The 19,948-nt window shown below is 65.2% G+C and carries 20 protein-coding genes; 12 read left to right on the forward strand and 8 right to left on the reverse strand.

From position 1 onward, the window contains the following. Positions 1-145: 145 nt before the first annotated feature. Entirely contained in the window at positions 146-529 is a 384-nt protein-coding gene (locus GFY24_RS10725; RefSeq protein ID WP_153804858.1) for a limonene-1,2-epoxide hydrolase family protein, read from the reverse strand. Between the two features lie 212 nt (positions 530-741). Beyond that, positions 742-1,338, reverse strand: a complete 597-nt coding sequence (locus tag GFY24_RS10730) for a hypothetical protein (protein WP_153804859.1) — start codon at positions 1,336-1,338, stop codon at positions 742-744. A 479-nt stretch (positions 1,339-1,817) separates the two neighbouring features. Here GFY24_RS10730 and GFY24_RS10735 point away from each other — a divergent pair, with 479 nt between their 5' ends. From GFY24_RS10735 to GFY24_RS10750, 4 genes are all read left to right on the forward strand, one after another. Continuing rightward, the gene (locus GFY24_RS10735; protein WP_153804860.1) at positions 1,818-2,642 is read left to right on the forward strand and encodes an alpha/beta fold hydrolase; all 825 of its coding nucleotides are present in this window, start codon (positions 1,818-1,820) and stop codon (positions 2,640-2,642) included. 91 nt (positions 2,643-2,733) lie between these two features. Continuing rightward, entirely contained in the window at positions 2,734-3,045 is a 312-nt protein-coding gene (locus GFY24_RS41060) for a hypothetical protein (RefSeq protein ID WP_194852816.1), read from the forward strand. Positions 3,046-3,047: 2 nt separating this feature from the next. Further along, positions 3,048-4,799 carry an Hsp70 family protein gene (locus tag GFY24_RS10745; RefSeq protein WP_153804861.1) on the forward strand — a complete coding sequence of 584 codons (1,752 nt, stop codon included), beginning with the start codon at positions 3,048-3,050 and terminating at the stop codon, positions 4,797-4,799. After that, positions 4,792-5,508, forward strand: a complete 717-nt coding sequence (locus GFY24_RS10750; protein ID WP_153804862.1) for a hypothetical protein — start codon at positions 4,792-4,794, stop codon at positions 5,506-5,508. Before GFY24_RS10745 ends, GFY24_RS10750 begins: the two co-directional genes overlap by 8 nt. Positions 5,509-5,604: 96 nt before the next feature. On the opposite strand, the gene GFY24_RS10755 is transcribed toward GFY24_RS10750, so the two are convergent. Beyond that, entirely contained in the window at positions 5,605-5,853 is a 249-nt protein-coding gene (locus GFY24_RS10755; RefSeq protein ID WP_153804863.1) for a hypothetical protein, read from the reverse strand. Between the two features lie 339 nt (positions 5,854-6,192). Between GFY24_RS10755 and GFY24_RS10760 the strand changes: the two genes are divergently transcribed. Further along, positions 6,193-6,927, forward strand: a complete 735-nt coding sequence (locus GFY24_RS10760; protein WP_228566185.1) for a tyrosine-protein phosphatase — start codon at positions 6,193-6,195, stop codon at positions 6,925-6,927. A gap of 79 nt (positions 6,928-7,006) precedes the next feature. Here the strand turns inward: GFY24_RS10760 and GFY24_RS10765 are convergent, their stop codons facing one another. The 4 genes from GFY24_RS10765 to GFY24_RS10780 are packed head-to-tail and all read right to left on the reverse strand — an operon-like array spanning position 7,007 to position 12,097. Next, positions 7,007-8,626 carry a long-chain fatty acid--CoA ligase gene (locus GFY24_RS10765; RefSeq protein ID WP_153804865.1) on the reverse strand — a complete coding sequence of 540 codons (1,620 nt, stop codon included), beginning with the start codon at positions 8,624-8,626 and terminating at the stop codon, positions 7,007-7,009. Between the two features lie 11 nt (positions 8,627-8,637). Next, entirely contained in the window at positions 8,638-10,119 is a 1,482-nt protein-coding gene (locus GFY24_RS10770; RefSeq protein ID WP_153804866.1) for an NAD(P)/FAD-dependent oxidoreductase, read from the reverse strand. Continuing rightward, the gene (locus tag GFY24_RS10775) at positions 10,116-11,303 is read right to left on the reverse strand and encodes a serine hydrolase domain-containing protein (RefSeq protein WP_228566186.1); all 1,188 of its coding nucleotides are present in this window, start codon (positions 11,301-11,303) and stop codon (positions 10,116-10,118) included. The genes GFY24_RS10770 and GFY24_RS10775 overlap by 4 nt, the downstream gene beginning before the upstream one ends. Before the next feature lie 17 nt (positions 11,304-11,320). Next, on the reverse strand, positions 11,321-12,097 hold the full coding sequence (locus tag GFY24_RS10780; RefSeq protein WP_153804868.1) for an SDR family NAD(P)-dependent oxidoreductase: 777 nt from the start codon (positions 12,095-12,097) through the stop codon (positions 11,321-11,323). A 192-nt stretch (positions 12,098-12,289) separates the two neighbouring features. On the opposite strand from GFY24_RS10780, the gene GFY24_RS10785 reads away from it, so the two are divergent. The 4 genes from GFY24_RS10785 (at position 12,290) to GFY24_RS10800 (ending at position 16,032) form a co-directional block, all read left to right on the forward strand. Beyond that, entirely contained in the window at positions 12,290-13,180 is an 891-nt protein-coding gene (locus GFY24_RS10785) for a crotonase/enoyl-CoA hydratase family protein (RefSeq protein WP_153804869.1), read from the forward strand. A gap of 16 nt (positions 13,181-13,196) precedes the next feature. After that, on the forward strand, positions 13,197-13,781 hold the full coding sequence (locus GFY24_RS10790) for a TetR/AcrR family transcriptional regulator (protein WP_194852817.1): 585 nt from the start codon (positions 13,197-13,199) through the stop codon (positions 13,779-13,781). A gap of 115 nt (positions 13,782-13,896) precedes the next feature. Further along, positions 13,897-15,408, forward strand: coding sequence for a long-chain fatty acid--CoA ligase (locus GFY24_RS10795; RefSeq protein ID WP_153804871.1), 1,512 nt, complete (start codon positions 13,897-13,899; stop codon positions 15,406-15,408). 18 nt (positions 15,409-15,426) lie between these two features. After that, positions 15,427-16,032: a TetR/AcrR family transcriptional regulator gene (locus GFY24_RS10800; protein WP_153804872.1), complete on the forward strand. Its 606-nt coding sequence runs from the start codon at positions 15,427-15,429 to the stop codon at positions 16,030-16,032. Positions 16,033-16,036: 4 nt separating this feature from the next. Here the strand turns inward: GFY24_RS10800 and GFY24_RS10805 are convergent, their stop codons facing one another. Next, positions 16,037-17,077, reverse strand: coding sequence for a LacI family DNA-binding transcriptional regulator (locus tag GFY24_RS10805; protein ID WP_153804873.1), 1,041 nt, complete (start codon positions 17,075-17,077; stop codon positions 16,037-16,039). 146 nt (positions 17,078-17,223) lie between these two features. Here GFY24_RS10805 and GFY24_RS10810 point away from each other — a divergent pair, with 146 nt between their 5' ends. The 3 genes from GFY24_RS10810 (at position 17,224) to GFY24_RS10820 (ending at position 19,841) form a co-directional block, all read left to right on the forward strand. Then, on the forward strand, positions 17,224-18,276 hold the full coding sequence (locus tag GFY24_RS10810) for a formamidase (RefSeq protein ID WP_153804874.1): 1,053 nt from the start codon (positions 17,224-17,226) through the stop codon (positions 18,274-18,276). Positions 18,277-18,393: 117 nt separating this feature from the next. Continuing rightward, positions 18,394-19,044: a flavin reductase family protein gene (locus GFY24_RS10815; RefSeq protein WP_153804875.1), complete on the forward strand. Its 651-nt coding sequence runs from the start codon at positions 18,394-18,396 to the stop codon at positions 19,042-19,044. Beyond that, positions 19,041-19,841: a carbon-nitrogen hydrolase family protein gene (locus GFY24_RS10820; RefSeq protein WP_194852818.1), complete on the forward strand. Its 801-nt coding sequence runs from the start codon at positions 19,041-19,043 to the stop codon at positions 19,839-19,841. The genes GFY24_RS10815 and GFY24_RS10820 overlap by 4 nt, the downstream gene beginning before the upstream one ends. Positions 19,842-19,948: the final 107 nt, after the last annotated feature.

Raw genomic sequence — 19,948 nt, forward strand, 5'->3', positions numbered from 1 at the left:
GTCGCGACGGGCAACGCACGCTATTGCCGCATGTCGCGCTGATGGAACCGGCCAGCGCGGCACGGCGGAAGATCAACCGGTGGTGGCCATCCGAGGCCGGCCGAGCGCACGCTACCAGCCGATTTCAGAGTGTTGCCGACCGGATTCATCCCATCCGGTTGGTGAACTGGTTCAAGTCGAAATAGTCCCGCCAGGCGCTGATCCTGCCGTCCCTGACCTCGAAGGTCCCCATGACCTGGAGCTCGAAGGACCTATCGGGGAGCGTGAAGACGTCCACCCGCTCGGTCATCACGACCGGACCATCGGCTGCGATGTTGATGATGCGGAAATCGATGCCCATGATGCCCGGCGGGCCAGGGCGGATGAACGCAGCGATGTTTTCGGCGATCGCTTCCCTGCCGGTGACAGGTGCCATCGGGATGTTGTGGTAGACAGCGTCGTCTGTGAGGAATGCTGCGAGCTCGCTGACCCCGGCGTCATCGGACCACGCCGCGCAGAACCTGCGCACCACCTCGATCGGGCTCTCCATCGGGCTCCCTCCTGCGCAATGATCGCATCAATATGTCACACCCTCCCCGCCTCCAAGGCCCCACTGCCGAACGCACTGAAATGCCGCTTACGGGTCGGTTGCGGTGACCGCCTGAAACCGCACCGATTTCCGGGCGTCGAGGTTGGTCGGTCGCGGTTGTCGAGCACCGATGGGCTACCTCTTCGTGGCGGCCTGGACAGCCGGTGCGTCAGTCATCGCGCCCACCGTGCCATATCCGGGGCAGTGCCCACCAAGCACTCGACACCAGCAGCGAAGCCGGCCAGGGCGTAAGCGGTCAGACGCAGATGGCCTTCCAGGCACACCAGTTCATCATGTCTGACACCCACAAGGATCAACGGCGGGAACCGCCCGCTTGCCGCAATGGCGCGCGCTGTCGTCACGAACGGCTCATTGGGTACGTCGAACGCGTGTTTGCCTGCCCTGATGCGCCTGGCCGCATCGGTCGGCAGCCGACTGCCCCCCGACAGCTCCACCCAGTACGAGTAGTCCACGTAGCGCACGGTCGCTATCTCCGCCGCGGTAATCTCCGCCCACGTCCACGCGACGTCGGCAGGAAAACCCTCGAACAGGTCGCGGTTTTCGCCGTACCCGCGTGTTGCTGCGAGCAGAGCACGGCGTGCTGCGTTCGCTTCAGCGTCGCCCAGGTCGGGATGAGTGAGCAGGCTCTCGGGCAAGCCATCTGCCACCAGCCCCGACCGGATGGCGTCGCCGAACCTCTCGCTGGACAATTCACCGAGCAAGAAGCAAGCAACCATCTCTGCTTCACTGCTCGCACCCATTACGCGCATGACTGCTCAGTATGCGGCAGGCACACCCCGCAGGACATTTCATCGTTCATGAACATCGCTATGCCGCGGACTGCGCTGACCGAACCGGTCAGCCCAGGACCTGGAAGATCAACTGGGACTGCCGATCCGGGGCCACCCGAACGCACCATATTGCCGAATGCAGCCTTCGACCTCAACCCGTGGCCGGAAGCCAAGGTGGACACCGAGATTCGCAACCGCGGCCGCGCCTTCACAATCGACGGCTGCTGGCAAGAGGTTGCCGAGTCCATCCTCGGATTCCTCCAACGCTTCGTCCGACCGCATGAGTCCATGGCGGAAAATGCGGTATTCGTGGCGCAAAAGGTGGGGCGCATGGCTACCGAGATCGCACACACTGATCCGGACCAATCGTTCGGAAGCTTTTGTGGTCCAACCCGTTCCCATTGTCTCAGCGAGGCCCTCGATCGGCGCATCGAGTACCCGATTACAAGGAGTCCCACATGCCCGTCATCACAACGCCGGACGGCGTCGACATCTACTACAAGGACTGGGGTACCGGACAGCCCATCGTCTTCAGTCACGGCTGGCCCCTGTCCTCGGACGACTGGGATGCGCAGCTGATGTTCTTCCTCTCCCACGGTTTCCGGGTGGTTGCTCACGACCGGCGCGGCCATGGTCGTTCCGCTCAAGTTGCCGAAGGCCACGATATGGACCATTACGCCGATGACCTGGCCGCCGTCGTCACCCATCTCGATCTGTCGGACGCGGTTCATGTCGGTCATTCCACCGGTGGCGGGGAGGTCGTGCGTTACCTCACGCGGCATGGACAGGATCGGGCGGCCAAAGCCGTGCTGATCAGTTCGGTGCCGCCGATCATGGTGAAGACTGCCGACAATCCGGGCGGCTTGGACAAGTCGGTGTTCGACGGCATCCAGGAACAGGTCGCCACCCGCCGGTCGGACTTCTTCCGCTCGTTCGCCGAAGGACCGTTCTACGGCTACAACCGGCCCGGCGCAGAACCCTCCGAAGGAGTGATCGCCAACTGGTGGCGGCAGGGCATGACAGGTGGAGTCAAGGCACACTACGACGGTGTCGTCGCGTTCTCCCAGACCGACTTCACCGAGGAGCTCACCAAGATCACGATCCCCACCCTCGTCCTGCACGGGGAGGATGACCAGGTCGTACCGATCGAAAACACCGGTATCCGCTCGGCCGAACTGCTGCCCAACAGCACACTGAAAACCTATCCGGGTTTCCCCCACGGTATGCCGACCACCGAGGCGGCAACCATCAACGCCGACCTGCTCGCATTCATTCGTTCCTGAGCAGCGACATGCCTCGAGGCTCGGGGCGGGTACGACCCTTTCCGAACTCATCGACGAGGACCGATGCCGAAAACACGCCCCGAGCCCGTCCGTGACCCTCGGCGTGGTAACCCTCGCCAAACTCGCACATGCCTACATGATCCTGACAATCGTGACAACCGTCGCGGTAGACATGGGCGTCAACGAGCCGACCAACCCGGCGATACTCGACGAACTCCCCGGCCTCCAGGATATCGCCGGAATAGCTTGCCGCGCACTGGGTTTCGTTCCCACATCAGTCGACGGCAGCGCAAAGGGGACCGTCTGGAACCGGCGCGCGTCAACTGCAGCGGCTTGTTCGGATGTTCGTGCGGAGCGCGTGAAGTCGGAATATCATGGCTCACTGAAAGATACGGGGGGCTGACGGTGGAGCATCGGATCGTTGCGGCGATCGATTTCGGAACACATGGGACGGGGTATGCGTGGGCGTTCACGTCCGAGCGGGATCGGGAGCCGCGGCAGCGGAGTATTCATTTCTTCGATGAATGGGCGGGACAGCCCAGTAGCTATATCAAGAATCGCACGGCACTGCTGCTGGGGCCCGATGGGGCGCCGGTGGAGTGGGGGCATCAGGCGCGGCGGCGGTTCCATACCGATTCTCGTACAGGGGCTTTCGAGTATGTAGACCAGTTCAAGATGGATCTGTTGCAGGATCCTGATCCGGATGTGCCGGGTACCTCGGTGGCGCGCCGTAGCGATATGAGCTCGTATCTGGTCACTACTTATCTGCAGCTTTTCTTCCAGTTCGCGGTGCGGGACATTGTCGCTCGCAGCGGGGTCAACGAGGGCGAAATCCTCTGGTGCCTAACGGTTCCCGCGATCTGGCGGGACCGGGAACGCCAGATCATGCGTCAGTGCGCGGAGCGGGCCGGCATACCCGGAGACCAGTTGCTACTGGCGGTCGAACCCGAAGTCGCGGCGCTCTACTGCCGCCACGATGCCGGGCTGCCCGGTACCGATGCGGCGGGGGACCGGTTCATGGTCGTCGACGCCGGTGGCGGCACCGTCGACATCACCGCGTACGAGGTCACCGACTTGGGCTTGACCGAGATCGGATACACCTCCGGCGGCGGCCACGGATCGACGTATCTGGACCTGGATTTCATCAGCGAGGCCATGGTTCGGCGGCTCGGCAGGGCCTCGCTCGACGCCGCCTACGACGCGGACCGGGGCGCGTTCGCCGATCTCCTCGACTCCTGGGAGCGGGCAAAACTCAGCTTCGATCCGACGGCGGGCCACGCCCTGGTCGTTCCGTTGAGCAATCGCCTGTACCGCAACCTGGACTCCGTCGCACGCGACAAACTGGGGCGCGCGCAGAACGGGATCGACGATGAGATCATCCTCGATCCGGTGGAAGCCATCGGCCTGTTCGACCGCACGGTGGAGCCGATCCTCGATCTTGTCGACGACCAGCTCGCGCGCATCGGAGACGCGGGAGTGGGCCGGATTCTGCTGGTGGGCGGCTTCGCGCAGTCTCGCCATCTGCAGAACCAGCTGCGGCAGCGCATCGGATCCCGGGCGACGCTCGTGATTCCGTCGAAGCCCGCGTGGGCGGTGCTGATCGGAGCTGTGCACTACGCGCTGGCGCCTTCGACCGCGATTGTCGGGCGTCGTTCCCGATTCACTTACGGCGTCTCGGTGGCCATGAAATTCGAAGAAGGCCGCGATCCAGAGGAATACCGGACGTTCGACTACGCGAATGTCGCGAAATCCAACAACAGATTCGATGCCTTCGTCCCGGCGGGCGAGATTATCGCGTCGGGTCACGAGGTCAGGCGAACCTATCTGCCGTTGCAGGACGGTCAAACCGCGATCGGCATCAAGATCTTCACGTCGATGGACCCGGAACCCCGATATGTGACCGACAGCGGTTGTAGCCAGGTTGGCTACCTGACCGTCGACGCGACCGATTCGTTGTCGCTTCCGACGCCCGACCGCACCTCGGAGGTGATCATGACCTTCGGCGGTACCGAGATCTCGGTGCGGGCCAGGGACCTGAAATCCGAGCAGGACGTCCGCGTCACCGTCGATTTCGTTACCGATCACTCGACCGATCTGGAACGCCTGGGCAGCGCGGCGACGACCCGAACGATGCGGAAGCGGAGCGCAAATGACTGAACGCGACCACCGCGCCGATTCGAGACCTGCCCCGAACCGACTCGAAATGCTCGAGGATCAGTTACGACAAGTGTCCGGCTACTGCGATCGCCTGCATCGGCAGGCACTGCCGAGCATGTCCCGCGATATCGCGCAGCTGTTCGCCGAGTTCGCCGAGTTGAATGGCAGGTTCACCGCCATTCTGGCCAACCGGCACGAGTCCGGACAATCCGATACCACCACCACGGATCACCTGGGCCACTACGAGATCTCACACCAGCTGCGCTCGTTCGTCGAACAGGACCTGCGCCGCGCCGTGCAGCGAATCCTGCCTCCCGGCACCTCGTCCACCGACCGCGCCCATCTGATAAGTCGCTGTGCGGCAGCACTTTTCAAGAACCGCGAGATCGATCGAGCCGCCGTCGAGGAGATCTTCCGAGCCGAAGCGGTCGACACCGCGCAACTCGAATACGACATTCTGCAGCGGGCAGCCGAAATACGCCAGGCGGCAACCGATCTCGGACATGACCATCGCTGGGACTTCACCTGCGAGCCGGGAACCTCGCTCGACCCGGAGACCCAGGAACCGTGGGGCGTGTGCGACCCGGATGAACCGACGGCCTTCGTCGTGGTCCCCTCCTACTACGTCTCCCGCCGCCTGCTGCTCAAACAGCAGGTAGTCACGAGCGCACTCCCCGCGACTCCGTCCGGCGCCGCCGACCCCGCTTGAATCGAAAGGTCGCAGGTTCGAATCCTGTCTCCGCTACTACGAAAATGGCCAGGAACAAACAGATTCCGGGCCGTTCGCGTTGGCTTCGACTTGCTGTCAGTCGATTACGACCTGCTCCAGTTCCTTGCTCACCGGCGCTACGAAGTGGGCTCCCGGGGTGATCCCGCCGTCGAGGGTGGCGGTCAGGGTGGAGCCGCCGGATCCGATGGCCAGCTTCAGGTTTCGCTCCGCACCGTCGACGGTCGCGGTGGGTGCGAGCGCTTCGAGTACGCGGCCGGTCTCATCGAGCACCTGGACCTGACCGGTGACGGCGTTCAAGGTGAACTTGCCGGCGGTCAAAGTCATTGTCGCAGCGCCACTCCCGGTGTTGACCGCGGTGAAGCGAGCCGACTGCGCAACCGCGGGATCGGCGTGTGCGGCCTGCGTGGCGGCGACGATGGCGGGCGCGACGGAAATCGGATTTATCGACGAACGAATGGGTCAATTTATGTGCCCGGATACGTATTGTCTTGTCGCGCCGCAACAATGCTTACTGTTATTTCTGTGCTGGTGTCACGGGGCGGTTCGGGGACTTTTATCCGCGGCAGTGATATCCATCACGCGCACCGGATTCGCCTTTGCGCGAATGTGAATCGTTCACTCGATCGATGTGCAATGTTAATATCCGTGGATATCGTTCAGGGAATGAAATTGCGCCCCATTGTCATTAGCGTTCTAGCCCTGATCGCCACCGTCGCCTCGGGTACCGCCGCGTCCGCCGCGCCCGCCGATTCGATGAATCTCGAAGGCGCGTCCAACGCCCGCGATGTCGGCGGTTACCAGACCACCGATGGTCACCACGTGCGCACCGGAATGGTGTTCCGCAGCAACAACTTGCACAGCCTCACCACTGCGGACCTGGCCAAACTGCAGGCCGCCGATGTGCGGGTCATCGATGATCTGCGCACCGGACTGGAGCGCGCCTTCCAGGCGGACCGGGTGCCCACCGGAGCGGTCGACAATGTGCGGGACGTATTCGGCAAGGACCTGCCGATGGGACCCGAGGCCGCGTATGAGGTGTTCATCAATAGTTCCAATGCGAACCAGGCTTTCGCGACCGTATTGCGAGACATCATCACGGCCAATGGCGCGGTGCTATACCACTGCACCTCGGGCAAGGACCGCACCGGCTGGACCAGCGCCGTGCTGCTGACCATTCTCGGCGTCGATCGCGCCTCGGTGAATCAGGACTTCCTGCTCAGTAATGCCCGACTCGGTGTACCGGAGGGCGACGCCATGCGCGGCGTGACGCAGGAAGAACTCGATACCTCGTTCAACCTCGTGACCTCGAAGTACGGCAGCTTCGACAACTACGTGCACAAGGGCCTGGGCCTCACCGATAACGAGATCGCCGCACTGAAGAGCAAACTGCTGAGCTGACCTCCGGGCGTCCACCGGTCCGCAGCTTGGACAACTGCGGGCTCGGTGTGGCGCACGGCTGCGGCCAGTCCGAAGCGGCTCATGTGTACAGGGCGTCGATCTCGGGGTTGTACTTGTCCTGGATGCTGCGCCGCTTGATCTTCAAGCTGGCCGTGAGTTCGCCGGTCTCCGGCGTCCATTCGGTGGTGAGGACCGTGAAGCGTTTGACCTGTTCGACGCGGGCCAGGTGCTGGTTCGCCGCGGCCACGGCGTCGTTCAGTTCGGCGAGTAGCGCGGGGTGGGTGGCGAGCTCGGCGGGGGACTCACAGTCGATGTTATGCGTTGCCGCCCAGGCGGTTACGGCGTCGGGGTCGAGTACCAGCAGGGCGACGAGGTAGGGGCGGCGGTCGCCGAAGGCCAGGGCCTGGCCGATCAGATCGTGCTGGGTGAGTAGGGCTTCGATGGCGACGGGGGCGATGTTCTTGCCGCCCGCGGTGATGATGAGGTCCTTCTTGCGGTCGATGATGTAGAGGTGGCCGTTGTCGATTCGGCCGACATCGCCGGTGTGCATCCAGCCTTCGCTGTCGGTGACGGGGGTGACGGAGCCGTCCGATTCGAGGTATCCGGCGGCCACAATGGGTCCGCGGACCAGTACTTCACCGTCCTCGAGGAGCTGAATCTCATTGCCGGGGATGGGCATTCCCACCGATCCGAGCTGGAAGTCGTCCGCCCCGGTGGCCGTCGCGACACCGGTGGTCTCGGTCATACCCCACGCCTCGAGAATGGCAATACCGTTGGCGCGGAAGAACTCCTGCACATCCAGGGGGAGAGGAGCGGCGGCGCTACAGGCCCAGGTGACCTGGTCCAGGCCCACATCCGCGAGCGATGAACCCGGTCGGGCGCGCAGTGCGGCCGCGAGCTTCTCCCAGATGCGCGGGACCCCGAAGAAGCTGGTCGGCCGGGTCTGGATGAGTTGTCCCACAAGTACACTCGGGTCCGGGCAGAACGTCACATGACCGGCCTTGTGAATGGCCATATAGACCGACACCATACGTTCGGCGATATGCGCCAGCGGCAGGTAGCAGACGCTGCGGAAGTGGTCGGGGGTCGGCGCCGCCGCATCGCGGGCCTCGGCATTGGCGATCACATTGCGGTGCGTGAGCAGCACGCCCTTGGGCACGCCGGTGGTACCGGAGGTATAGATCAGCGTGATGGGATCGTCCGCCGAGATGGTCCGCCACCCGGCTTCGAACGCGTCGAGATCCGTCTCACCGGTGATCACGTCTGACCAGCGGACTACGCGTTCGTCGTCGAGCCGGGCCTCGGGATCGAGCACGAGAATGTGTTCGAGCTCGGTCAACTGGTCGAGAACCGGTGCCCAGCGGTCGATCTCGGCCTGGCCTTCGAGCACCGCGACGGTGGCGTGGCTGTGCCCGGCCAGATAGGCGATCTGGTTGGCGGGCATGGTGCCGTACACGGTGGTCGGGAGCGCGCCGAGGTGGACGACGGCCTGATCGACGAGCCAGTGCTCGGGGCGGCTGGACATCATGATCGCCACCCGCCCGCCCTTGCGTACGCCCAGGCGTGCGAGCCCGAACGCCACCTGCGCGATCCGCGACCGAGTTTCGTTCCAGGAGAGGGTGTTTCCGTCGAAGGACAGTGCGGGCAGCTCGCCGAACTGTTCGGCGTTGCGGTGCAGCAGCAGTGGAATCGTGGACATGGTGCGGCCTTTCAGGCGTTGCGGAGATAGTCCGTGCGCTGGACGAAGCGGGTGCGGAGCCAGTACGACACCGTGGATCGAGGCCACAGCAGCGTGTTCCGGCCGGTGGTGGGATCCTGGTACCAGCTGCGGCAGCCGCCGGCCTGCCAGACGGTCGAGGAGAGCCGGCCCTGCAGGAATTCGTTGAATCGAACCTGCGCGCCCTGTTTGACCTCGAGCACGCCCCGGCGGCCCGCGTACCGAATGCACCTGGCCATATACCGGGCCTGCGCTTCGATCATGAAGACCTGAGAGTTGTGTCCCAGCCCGGTATTCGGGCCGCACAGCAGGAACAGATTCGGGAATCCGGAGACCGTGGTACCCAGGTACGCCTCGGGTCCGGATGCCCACTGCGCGCCGAGCGGTACGCCGTCGCGTCCGCGAATCGGCACCCGGGTCAGACTGTTCTGGGCGTCGAATCCGGTGCCGAAGATGATCACGTCGGCGTCGTATTCGCTACCGTCCGTGGCGATTACCGAGTTCGCGCGCACTTCCGCGATGCCCGCGGTGACGAGATCGACGTGCGGCTTGGTCAGTGCCGGGTAGTACTCGCTGGAGATGAGCAGCCGTTTGCAGCCGATCTCGTAGTCGGGGGTGAGCTTGGCCCGAAGTTCCGGATCGCGAACCTGTTTGGCCAGATGTGCTGTGGCCAGCGCCTTGGTCGGACCCATCTGCGAGGTATCGGAGACGAATCCCGCCGCGCGCTGCTCATGGATCCAGAACAGCCGGGCGCGCCGTCTCCAGCGTTTGAATGGATTGCGGCGCATCTGCTTCCGCTCGTCCTCGGTGAACGCCCGATTGAATTTGGGCACGATCCACGGCGCGGTTCGCTGGAACACCGAGAGCTGCGCGGTGCGATCCACGATGGCGGGCACGAATTGGATTGCGCTGGCACCGGTTCCGACCACGGCGACTCGCTTATCGGTGAGATCGCAGGAGTGATCCCAGTTCGCGGAGTGGAATACCGAGCCCTGGAAATTCTCGATACCCGGCAGCTTCGGATTCGCAGCATGATGCAGAACTCCCATGGCGGACACCAGGAATCGCGCCTGCCACATCGCGCCGTCCGCCGTGCGAACCGCCCACAGCCGATCGTTCTCATCCCAATCGGCGCTGATCACCGTGGTGTTGAAGCGAATATGTTCGGTGATCCCCAGTTCTCGGCCGGTATCGCGCAGATACCGGAGAATCTCCGGCTGTCCGGCGAAGAGGTATCGCCAGTCCGGGTTCTGCCGGAACGAGTAGGAGTACAGCGGGGACGGGATATCGCAGGCGCACCCGGGATAGGTGTTCTCCCGCCAGGTTCCGCCCACATCGTTCCCCTGTTCGAGGATCACGTAGTCGAGGCGGCCCGCGCGCGAGAGCATGGCCGCCGCCGCGAGTCCGGAGAATCCGGCGCCGAGGATGAGCACATCCGTTCGCGTGGCATCGGCGGCGGGTTTGGCGGAGGTCATTGATGGTCCTGTTCGAGTTGATGCCGAATCGGCGGGGCCGAAAGGCCGAGTGAGCGGTAGACGGCGTCGACGAGGGCTTGGCCGCGCTCGTTGAGCAGCGTGCCGTGCCCCAGTTTGTTCATGGTGTAGCCGACGCTCAATCGTGGTGCGGGGTCCGCGAATCCGATCGATCCGCCGGATCCGCAATGGCCGTAGGCGTGGGCGCCCACACGCATGCTGTGGCCGTCACCGAGTGCGGCGTGGTTGTCCATCGCCCGCATGAATCCGCGGTCGAATCGGGTTGACATGTGCAGTGTTTCGTCGAAACCGGGCGAGGTCGGGAAGCGTTCGCCCGGTATCAGGTCCGGGTCCTGTAGCGCGCCGGCGTAGAGCCGTGCGAGCCCGCGTGCGTTGGTGACTCCGTTCGCGCCCGGTATCTCCGCGGCGCGTCCGGCGCGGGTGTTGACACCGGTGCGGGCGAAGTCCCCGGAGTTGAAGACGAACAGATTGGGGATCGAACCCCGTTGGTGCAGAGCGGCTTCGAGGAACGGCGTGGTGGGACCGGGGGCCGCGGTGATGATCGGAGCGATACGCGGCTCGATCTGCTCGGGCAGTCCGATCCAGAAGTCCAGGCCCATGGGTTCGGCGATCTCCGTGGCGAAGAAGCTGCCGATGGAGACTCCGGTGACGCGGCGAACGACTTCACCCAGTGTGTGGCCGAAGGTGACCGGGTGGTACCCGTGCCGGGTGCCGGGCCGCCAGAACGGTGTCTGTTCGGCGATTCGACCGGTCATGAAATCCCAGTCCTGCAGTGCCTTCGGTCCGATCGGCGCACTCAGCACCGGGATTCCCGCCGAATGATCGAGCAGCATCCCAATGGTGATGTCGCCCTTGCCATTCGCGGCGAATTCCGGCCATACCCGGCTCACCGGCATATTCGGATCGATCTCGCCGGATCGGCTGAGCAGGTGAATGCAGAGTGCGACAGCGGCTTTGGTACAGGAGAAGACGACGCCGACCGTGTCCCGCTCCCAGGCCCGGCCGGTCGCGGGATCGGCGACACCGCCCCACAGATCGACGACCGGTCTGCCGTCGAGGATGACGCACACCGACGCGCCGACCTCACCGCGCTCGGCGAAGTTGCGTTCGAACTCCGCCGTCACAGCGTCGAACGCCGGATCCACCTCCCCGTATATCGTTGGCATACAAGGGTTTCGGTCGTTCATCGGTGGTAGAGGCCCTCGGTATTGATGCCCGCGCCGCCGTCCACCCGAAGCGCTTGGCCGGTGATCGCACCGGCGCCACGCGACATCAGGAACAGCACCGAGGCGACGATCTCATCGACCTCGACCAGCCGCTTCATCGCGACATTCCGCAGGATTCGGGTCTGGGTGGATTCGGGCAGGGCGAGCACCTTGGGGGTGGCGACCAGGCCCGGGACGACCGCGTTGACGCGGATACCGGCCTCGGCCCACTCGGCGGCCAGGGTGCGGACCATGCCGATCACGCCGGCTTTGGCGGTCGCGTAGGACACCTGTCCCGGTAGCCCGTCGAGCGCGCCGACCGAGGAGAACAACACCAGGTTGGCGCGGTTGCTCTCGGCCAGTGCGGCATACGCGGCCTGCGCGGTCCAGAACTGCGACAGCAGATTCGACTCGATGTCCTGGCGGAAGATGCCGGGGGCGAAGGTTTTCGCGCGGTGTACCGAGGCGACATTGGCGGCCGCGCCGATCAGGCAGTCCAGTCCGCCTAGGTGGGTCACGGCATTCGAGACCGCCGTGGCGGCCGCGTTCTCGTCGGCGAGATCGGCTTCGAAGAGTGGGACCGCGGCGAGCGCGTCGGGCAGTACGGTGCCGGGCCGGTCGATTCCGGCGACCTGACAGCCGAGTCCGGCCAGGGCCGCGATCATGGCCGCGCCGATCCCGCCCGCGGCTCCGGTGACGATGACCTTGGTGCCGGGACCCGGGGTGGTGAGGGGCTGGGTCGGTGCTGGCTGCATGGCGGTATACCGCCTCTCTGTGCGCGTCATATATATGAAAGACGTTCAGGGGCAATGGATTTCGGTCGATCAAACGATCGACCGATCGGAATATGCCTCAAGTTACCCACGTCACTCCGGTTCGTCAATGGGGTAGACAGCGATGCGTCGAAAAAGCTAAAGTGAATTCACTTTAGCACTGGAAGGTGGAAGATGTACCAGACCCTGATCTACTCCGTCGCAGGTCACGTAGCCACGATCACGTTCAACCGGCCGGAACGACTGAACACGATCGTCCCGCCCATGCCCGATGAACTGCAGGACGCGATGACCCAGGCCAACCGGGACCCTCAGGTCAAGGTGGTCGTGGTGCGCGGGGCCGGTCGATCCTTCTGCGCCGGATACGATTTCAGCGGCGGATTCAAGCACTGGGACGACCAGCTGGCCACCGACGGCAAGTGGGACGCGGGCAAGGACTTCGTCATGGCGACCACGCCCTCGGAGTCCCCGACTCAGAAGTTCATGAGTATCTGGCGCAGCTCCAAGCCGGTCATCGCCATGATTCACGGCTGGTGCATCGGCGGCGGCAGCGAAATGGCGCTCGGCGCGGATATCGTCATCGCCTCCGAGGACGCCCGTATCGGCACCCCGTACGCCCGCATGTGGGGCTGCCATCTGTCCGGTATGTGGATCTACCGTCTCGGGCTCACCAAGGCCAAAGAGTATGCTCTCACCGGCAAACCCGTGTCGGGCGTGGAGGCGGCGGAGATCGGACTCATCAATAAGGCAGTGCCTTTCGAGGACCTCGAGGCCGAGGTGGCGCGGTGGGCCGAACAGCTCGTGAGCATCCCGGTCTCCCAGCTGTCCGCGATGAAGCTGATCGTCAATCAGGCATACGAGAACATGGGTCTGGCCAGCACCCAGATGCTCGGCCCGATCCTGGACGGCCTGATGCGAAACACCCCCGAGGCACTGGAATTCATCAAGATCGCCGAGACCCAGGGTGTCGGCGCGGTCACCACCCTGCGCGATACGCCGTTCGGCGACTACAGCACCGCACCCAAGGAAGAGCAGCCGAACCCGAACAATGTCATCACCGTCTGAGAAGTCCACTCGTTCCGTGCTGACGGCTCGCGGCGGGGCAACCCGCCAGCGGCTCATCGATGCCGCGCGCGCGGAACTGCTGGATACCGATGGGGCACTGGAGGTTGCGAAGGTCGCGGCACGCGCCGCGGCCTCGCCCGGACTGCTGTACCGCTACTTCGGTGCGAAGGACGGTCTGGTCGCGGCGGTCGTGCACGGCTTCTACGACTCCTATGACGAGGCCGTTTTCGCCGTCGCGGCACCTTCGGAACCGGGCTGGGCGGAGCGTGAACGCGAGCGGCTTTCCCGAGAGATCGATTTTCTCTGCGACGACCCGCTCGCCCGGATCATTGTCGGCCGGCGGTTACGGGAAACCTCCGCGGCGCAGGCCGATGCCGAGCGGCTCGCCACTCAAATCGATATGGCCGCAAAGAATGTCGTGCACGCGCAGCGCACCGGCGAGGTCGATCCGGCGGTCGACGCGCGACTGGTCTCGGCCGCGTTCCTCGGTGCGTTCCGTGAGCTCATGGCCGAGGCCATGAGCCGCGAGGTACTACCGGCCCGGCAGGATCTGCTGGACACCATCTGGCGACTCGGTTCGAGCATCATCCCGGTCGCCTGATCCTTTCTCTCAAACGTCTTCGCGCACCGCTGTTCTCGTTGGGATCGGCGGTGCGCGGAGTCGATCCACCCGCTGTGCGAGGCCGGGTCCTCGACGCATGTCACGGGAGCACACCATGTCGAATCTGGCCCTCAATCTCGCGGCGTCCGCCGCGAATTCCCCTGCGGCTCCGGCACTTCGGATCGGCGATCGGACATTGGACTACGCGACGGTCGAGGCTGCCACCGCGCGCGTCGCCGGACTGCTCCGGGACCGGGGCCTCGTACCGGGCGACGTGGTCGGCATCTGCCTGCCGAACATCCCCGAGTTCGCGATCTGCTACTACGGCGTGCTGCGCGCGGGCGGCATTGTGGTACCGCTCAATCCGCTGCTCACCGAGCGCGAATTGACCTACCATCTGGTCGATTCCGGTGCGAAGCTGCTGTTCGCCTGGTCGGAGGTGGCGCGAGCCGCATCGGGCAGCGCGGCCGCTGCCGGTACCGAGCCGATCCCTGTCGACGTCGACGAATTCGACGCTCTCCTGGCGGAATTCGAGCCGATGCCAGGGTACGAGGAGCGCGCGGCCTCGGACACCGCCGTCATCCTCTACACCTCCGGCACCACCGGGAAACCCAAGGGTGCGGAGCTGACGCACGCCAACCTCGCGGCCAACTGTGATGTCGTGGTCTCGACCCTGCTGCACCTGACTTCGCGGGATGTGGTGCTGGGAATCCTGCCGCTGTTCCATGTCTTCGGCCAGACCTTCGCATTGAATGCCGCGATGAAAGTCGGTGCGCTGCTTGCCCTGGTGGCGCGTTTCGAAGCCGGGACGGTGCTCGAGGTCTTGGCGCGGGACCGGGTCACGGTATTCGAAGGCGTCCCCACCATGTACTCGGCGCTACTGCATCATCCCGGTGCGACCGATTTCGACGTGTCGAGCCTGCGAGTGTGCGTCTCCGGCGGGGCGTCGATGCCGGTGGAGGTGATGCGCGGGTTCGAAGCCGCGTTCGGCTGCACCGTGCTCGAAGGGTACGGCCTGTCCGAGACCAGCCCGGTGGCCGCGTTCAATCCGCCGGACCGGGAACGTAAACCGGGATCGATCGGGCTGCCGGTGCGCGGGGTCGAACTGCGACTGCTCGATGACGCCGGTGTCGAGGTGGCCGATGATGCGGTGGGCGAGATCGTGATTCGCGGCCACAATGTCATGAAGGGGTACTGGCGAAATCCCGCCGCGACCACCGCGGCGATCCCGGACGGCTGGTTCCGCACCGGCGATCTGGCGCGCCGCGATGCCGACGGCTACTACTACATCGTCGATCGCAAGAAGGACCTGGTCATTCGCGGCGGCTACAACGTCTACCCCCGGGAGATCGAGGAGGTGCTCTACGAGCACGAGGCCGTCGCCGAGGTCGCGGTCATCGGCCTGCCCGATGCCAGACTCGGTGAAGAGGTCTGTGCCGTAGTGGCATTGAAGCCCGGTGCCACCACCACGGCCGCGCAGTTGATCGACTTCGCCAAAGCTCGGGTAGCCGCCTACAAGTACCCGCGGCACGTGCACTTCGTCGAGGCGCTGCCGAAGGGAGCGACGGGCAAGATTCTCAAACGTGAGATCGTGGTGCCCGGTGGATTGCCGGTACGGAACACATGATGTCGGAGGAGGGTGGCGGTGGCGAGGAATCTCGGACTCGACGACGGCGTGGACATAGCCGATCGGATCAGAGTCGAAGCGGCACAACTCTTTCACCACCGCGGCTACGGTATGACCGCCATCCGCGATATCGCCGAGGCGGCGGGTATCTCCTCCTCGACGATGTACCACCACTACCGCAATAAGCAGGAAGTACTGTTCGCGATCTCCCGCCACTTCATGACCGAGTTCAACGCGGCACTGCTGCCGATCCTGAACGACGCGACCCGCTCACCCCGGGACCGCCTCGACGCCGCGATCGAACTCCACCTGTTGATCAGCAATGAACGCCGCACCGAATTACTGACGATCCGAGGCAATCGCACCGCTCTGTCACCCGATCAACTGGCGACGATCATCCTGCTCCAAACGACCTACCAGCGATCCGTCCGCGATGTCGTCGCCGCCATCCGAGGCTCCGAACCCGTTGCCGCGGAACTGATCACAATGGCGCTGATGGATCTGATCAATGGCGTCTGCCACTGGTTCGCTCCCACTGGACCGCTCACCATCGACGAGATCACCGAGCGCTATCTCCACATGGCCCACGCCCTGGTGGCCGCCGAGTCGCCGTCGCGGAGCTGAACGGTCAGGCCGGGGGCGGGGCGGTGGTGGCGCGCGGGACCAGGGTCGGTTGCAGTGCCACCGACGAAACCGGGAGACGGTGGACCAGGGCGAGCATGGTTTCGGCTGCGCGGGCGCCCATTTCGCGGACGGGGCAGCCGACGGTGCTGAGGGGGATGGTGAGTTCGCGGCTGATGGGGATGTCGTTGTAGCCGAGCACCGAGATGTCGCGGCCGGGGGTGAGGCCGCGTTCACGCAGGACGCCGAGAACACCGAGGGCGCTGTCGTCGTTCATGGCGAAGATGGCGGTGGGGGGTTCGGGGGAGTCGAGGAGGCGTTGGGCGCCTTGGCGACCGGCGGCAACGTCGAAACCGATCGCGCAGATGCGGTCGTGGCGCAGGACCACCCCGCCCGCGGCCAGTGCCGAACGGAAGCCTTCGAGACGGTCGGCGGCGGTGCTGGCATACAGCGGGCCGGCGATGACGCCGATTCGCTTGTGTCCCAGGGCAACCAGGTGTTCACCGGCGATACGCCCGCCCGCGGTGTCGTCGATGGTGACGGAGAGCGCGCCGGGGGAGCGGCGGCTCACCAGGATCACATTCGCGCCCTTCTCGTGGATGCGGGCGATATTGTCGTTGTCCAGTCGGGCGTCGCCGATGATGAGGCCGTCCACCGCGCGCCCGCGCAGCAGGGCCACCAGTCGGCGCTGTTCCTCCGGATCGTCGTGGGTATTGGAGACGAAGGTGGCGTAGCCGGCGCGGTTCGCGGTCTCCTCGAGTGCGTCGTAGACGGTGGCGAGGACATTGTCGGTGAGGCGCGGCACCAGCACACCGAAGGCCATGGATCGGCGGGTGGTGAGGCTGGCGGCATTGGGATTCGGGACATAACCCATGGCCTGGGCCAGTTCGGCGAGTTCGATATCGCTGGGGCTGGCGGCGTCACCGTCGTGGGCGACGCGGCGCAGCGCACGGGACACCGTGGAGGTGTGCACACCTGCGGCCTTGGCCACCGTTTTGAGGGTGACCGTCGCGCGGTTCGTCGTGGCAGCCGGACTTCGCTCGCGCATATTTCCCCAATCTCACCGACGCAGATGGTCGTTCCTGGCCGCTCGCACCGTGTCACCCGGCGGCCCTGCGGCTCGCGCCCGTTCAATGTACCGTCAGTGCAACCGATTGCGCACAGTGTGCACCGAGCGTAGCGAGGATCACCCAGATGACCGGTCTCAGCGGACTGAACCCACCCGAGAACGCCCTGACTCTCGCCCTGGTCCAGCAGCGAATTCCCCTGGTGCGCTCGCGCGCCGATATCGATCTCGTCGTCGACGAGGTGTGCGGGACGATACGCCGGATCGGCGCGGCCTTCCCGAGCGCGCAGCTGCTGGTCTTTCCCGAGTACGGTTTCCACGGGCTGCGCAAGGACGCGTGGGCGCGCGACGATCTCATGCTGGATATGGACGGACCCGAGGTCGAGCGCCTGCGCGCGGCCTGCGCGGATGCCGGGCGCTGGGGTTGCTTCAGCATTATGGAGCGTAATCCGGCAGGGGCACCGTTCAATTCGGGCATCATCGTGAACGATGTCGGGGAGATCGTGCTCTACCAGCGCAAACTGCATCCGTGGGTGCCGAAGGAGCCGTGGGAACCGGGCGATCAGGGGGTCGCGGTGTGCGCGGGGCCGGGCGGCTCCACCCTGGCCTTGATCATCTGCCACGACGGCATGTTTCCCGAGGTCGCGCGGGAGGCCGCGTACCTCGGTGCGAACGTTTTGCTGCGCACCGCCGGGTACAAGTTCCCGCTGCGGCAGTCGTGGCGGATCACCAATCAGGCCAATGCCTTCCAGAACCTGGCCTTCACCGCCTCGGTGGCCCTGGCCGGGGAGGACGGTAATTCGATCGGCTCCATGGGTGAGGCCATGGTCTGCGATTTCGAGGGCACCGTGCTGGCCGAGGGTGACAGTACGCCGGGGCGGGTGCTCACCGTATCGATCGAACCGGCCCGCGCCGACGCCGCGCGGCGCACCTGGGGCGTGGAGAACAACATCTATCAGCTGGGCCATCGCGGCTACACCGCGGTGCGCGGCGGGCTCGGGGACTGCCCGTACACCTTTATGCGGGACCTGGTCGCGGGCCGCTACCGGCTCCCGTGGGAGGACGAGGTGCGCGTAACCGACGGCACCGCGGATGGATACGGCCCGCCGCGCGAGCTCGACAGCCCCGTCGACACCGCACGCGCAGGGCTGCGGGAGGGGCTCATGTTGCCCCGCGGTTAAAGATTCCGCGATTCCGTGGACGTGGACACCGCCCACCCCTTAAGCTCTCGTGCAATCGGTTGCACAAGCCTTTGCACATGGTGCTTCCGAACTCGAACAGCCTGGGAGGCTTGGATTTTGGATGCGTCAGCTCTGGCCCCCGCCGAGGACAGTTATGCCTGGTCGATCGATGAACTCGACGACACGCAGGTGTACACACTGCTCTCGGCGGCGGTGCAACCGCGACCCATCGCCTGGGTCGCCACCCTCGACAGCGACGGCGTGCGCAATCTCGCGCCGTTCAGCTTCTTCAATGTCGCCTCGCGTAAACCGCCCACGCTCATGCTCTCCATCGGCGAGCGCATCGGATTCCCGGGCCGTCCCAAGGACACCCTGGTGAATATTCGCGCGACCGGCGAGTTCGTGGTGAACATCCCCTCGGTGGCCAATGCCGCGGCGGTGACGGCCAGCTTCGCGACCGTGGAGCCGCATATCGACGAATTCGAACTCGCGCAGGTCACCGCCCTGCCCTCGCGTGTGGTCGCACCGCCGTCGGTCGCCGAATCGCTCATCTCGCTGGAGTGCCGCCTCGCCGACCTGGTGGAGATCGGCACCGACACAGTCGTTTTCGGCACGGTCGTGGCCGCGACCACCCGCTTCGGCGCGGTGGACGATCGGCTGCACGCCGATCTCTCCGGCGGGCGCTGGCTGAGCCGATTGGCCGGTCCGTACTACTCGACGACCACCCCCGGCGCGCATCAGGAGTCGACCGGGTGGGAGCCGCGGTGAGTGCGCCCATCGGTGTGGCCGTGCTGCAGACCGCGGCGCAACCGCACGATTGGCGGGAAGCCCTCGCGGCCGTCGAAGCGGAGGTCGCCATGCTGGCGGCACTGGGTGCGGACCTGGTGGTCATCCCCGAATTCGCCATCACCGGTTACAACCTGGACTTCGACTACGTCGCGCTGGCCGGGCACACCGCCGAGCCGACCATCGACGCACTGCGCCGACTGGCCCGAAAGCACACGGTCACACTGGCTACCGCGATTCCGCACCTCGACGCCAACGGCGACCTGCGCGACGCCTCCCTGGTAACCACGCCGGACGGCGGAATTCACCTGGGCGGCAAGCGATATCTCTGGGGCGATGAGCACGACCGCTTCGAGCCCGCCGCGCGCAGCGGCCTACTGGTGCCGACTCCGGTGGGCTTGCTCGGCGTAGTTGTCTGCTACGAAGCCGGATTCCCCGAAACCGTGCGTGAACTGGCCCGCGCGGGTGCGGAACTTATCGCGGTCCCGGCTGCCTTCGGTCATGCGCGCCTGCATATCTGGCGATTGCTGGCGCGGGCACGGGCGGTGGAGAACGGCTGCATTGTGGCCGCCGCCGGACTCTGCGGTGAGAACGCAGCCGGTGTCCGGTTCGCCGGGCACAGCACGATCGCCGATCCCACCGGACGCCGTCTCGCCGAACTCGATGAGCTGCCCGGCCGGGCCCTGGTCCGGATCGAGCGGGACGCGGTCGCACGCGCCCGGCTCGAGGTGCCGTATCTGGCGGATCTCGAACGGCTGGAACGAGTTACGTCCCTGTGAATATCCCGCCGCCGCCTCGACACCGAGGCAACTGACACTTACGTTCTTGTGCAACCGATTGCACAACCAATTTCCCATCCGGCGTTGTAGTAGCCGATTCGCAATTC

Origin of the sequence: Nocardia sp. SYP-A9097, assembly GCF_009649815.1 — a bacterium.
Lineage (GTDB): Bacteria > Actinomycetota > Actinomycetes > Mycobacteriales > Mycobacteriaceae > Nocardia.

Excerpts from the sequence above, each read along its gene's own strand:
- GFY24_RS10725 (WP_153804858.1), bottom strand. The coding sequence starts at position 529 with ATGGAGAGCCCGATCGAGGTGGTGCGCAGGTTCTGCGCGGCGTGGTCC.
- GFY24_RS10730 (WP_153804859.1), bottom strand. The coding sequence starts at position 1,338 with ATGCGCGTAATGGGTGCGAGCAGTGAAGCAGAGATGGTTGCTTGCTTC.
- GFY24_RS10735 (WP_153804860.1), top strand. The coding sequence starts at position 1,818 with ATGCCCGTCATCACAACGCCGGACGGCGTCGACATCTACTACAAGGAC.
- GFY24_RS10750 (WP_153804862.1), top strand. The coding sequence starts at position 4,792 with ATGACTGAACGCGACCACCGCGCCGATTCGAGACCTGCCCCGAACCGA.
- GFY24_RS10755 (WP_153804863.1), bottom strand. The coding sequence starts at position 5,853 with ATGACTTTGACCGCCGGCAAGTTCACCTTGAACGCCGTCACCGGTCAG.
- GFY24_RS10760 (WP_228566185.1), top strand. The coding sequence starts at position 6,193 with ATGAAATTGCGCCCCATTGTCATTAGCGTTCTAGCCCTGATCGCCACC.
- GFY24_RS10765 (WP_153804865.1), bottom strand. The coding sequence starts at position 8,626 with ATGTCCACGATTCCACTGCTGCTGCACCGCAACGCCGAACAGTTCGGC.
- GFY24_RS10770 (WP_153804866.1), bottom strand. The coding sequence starts at position 10,119 with ATGACCTCCGCCAAACCCGCCGCCGATGCCACGCGAACGGATGTGCTC.
- GFY24_RS10775 (WP_228566186.1), bottom strand. The coding sequence starts at position 11,303 with ATGCCAACGATATACGGGGAGGTGGATCCGGCGTTCGACGCTGTGACG.
- GFY24_RS10780 (WP_153804868.1), bottom strand. The coding sequence starts at position 12,097 with ATGCAGCCAGCACCGACCCAGCCCCTCACCACCCCGGGTCCCGGCACC.
- GFY24_RS10785 (WP_153804869.1), top strand. The coding sequence starts at position 12,290 with ATGTACCAGACCCTGATCTACTCCGTCGCAGGTCACGTAGCCACGATC.
- GFY24_RS10795 (WP_153804871.1), top strand. The coding sequence starts at position 13,897 with ATGTCGAATCTGGCCCTCAATCTCGCGGCGTCCGCCGCGAATTCCCCT.
- GFY24_RS10805 (WP_153804873.1), bottom strand. The coding sequence starts at position 17,077 with ATGCGCGAGCGAAGTCCGGCTGCCACGACGAACCGCGCGACGGTCACC.
- GFY24_RS10810 (WP_153804874.1), top strand. The coding sequence starts at position 17,224 with ATGACCGGTCTCAGCGGACTGAACCCACCCGAGAACGCCCTGACTCTC.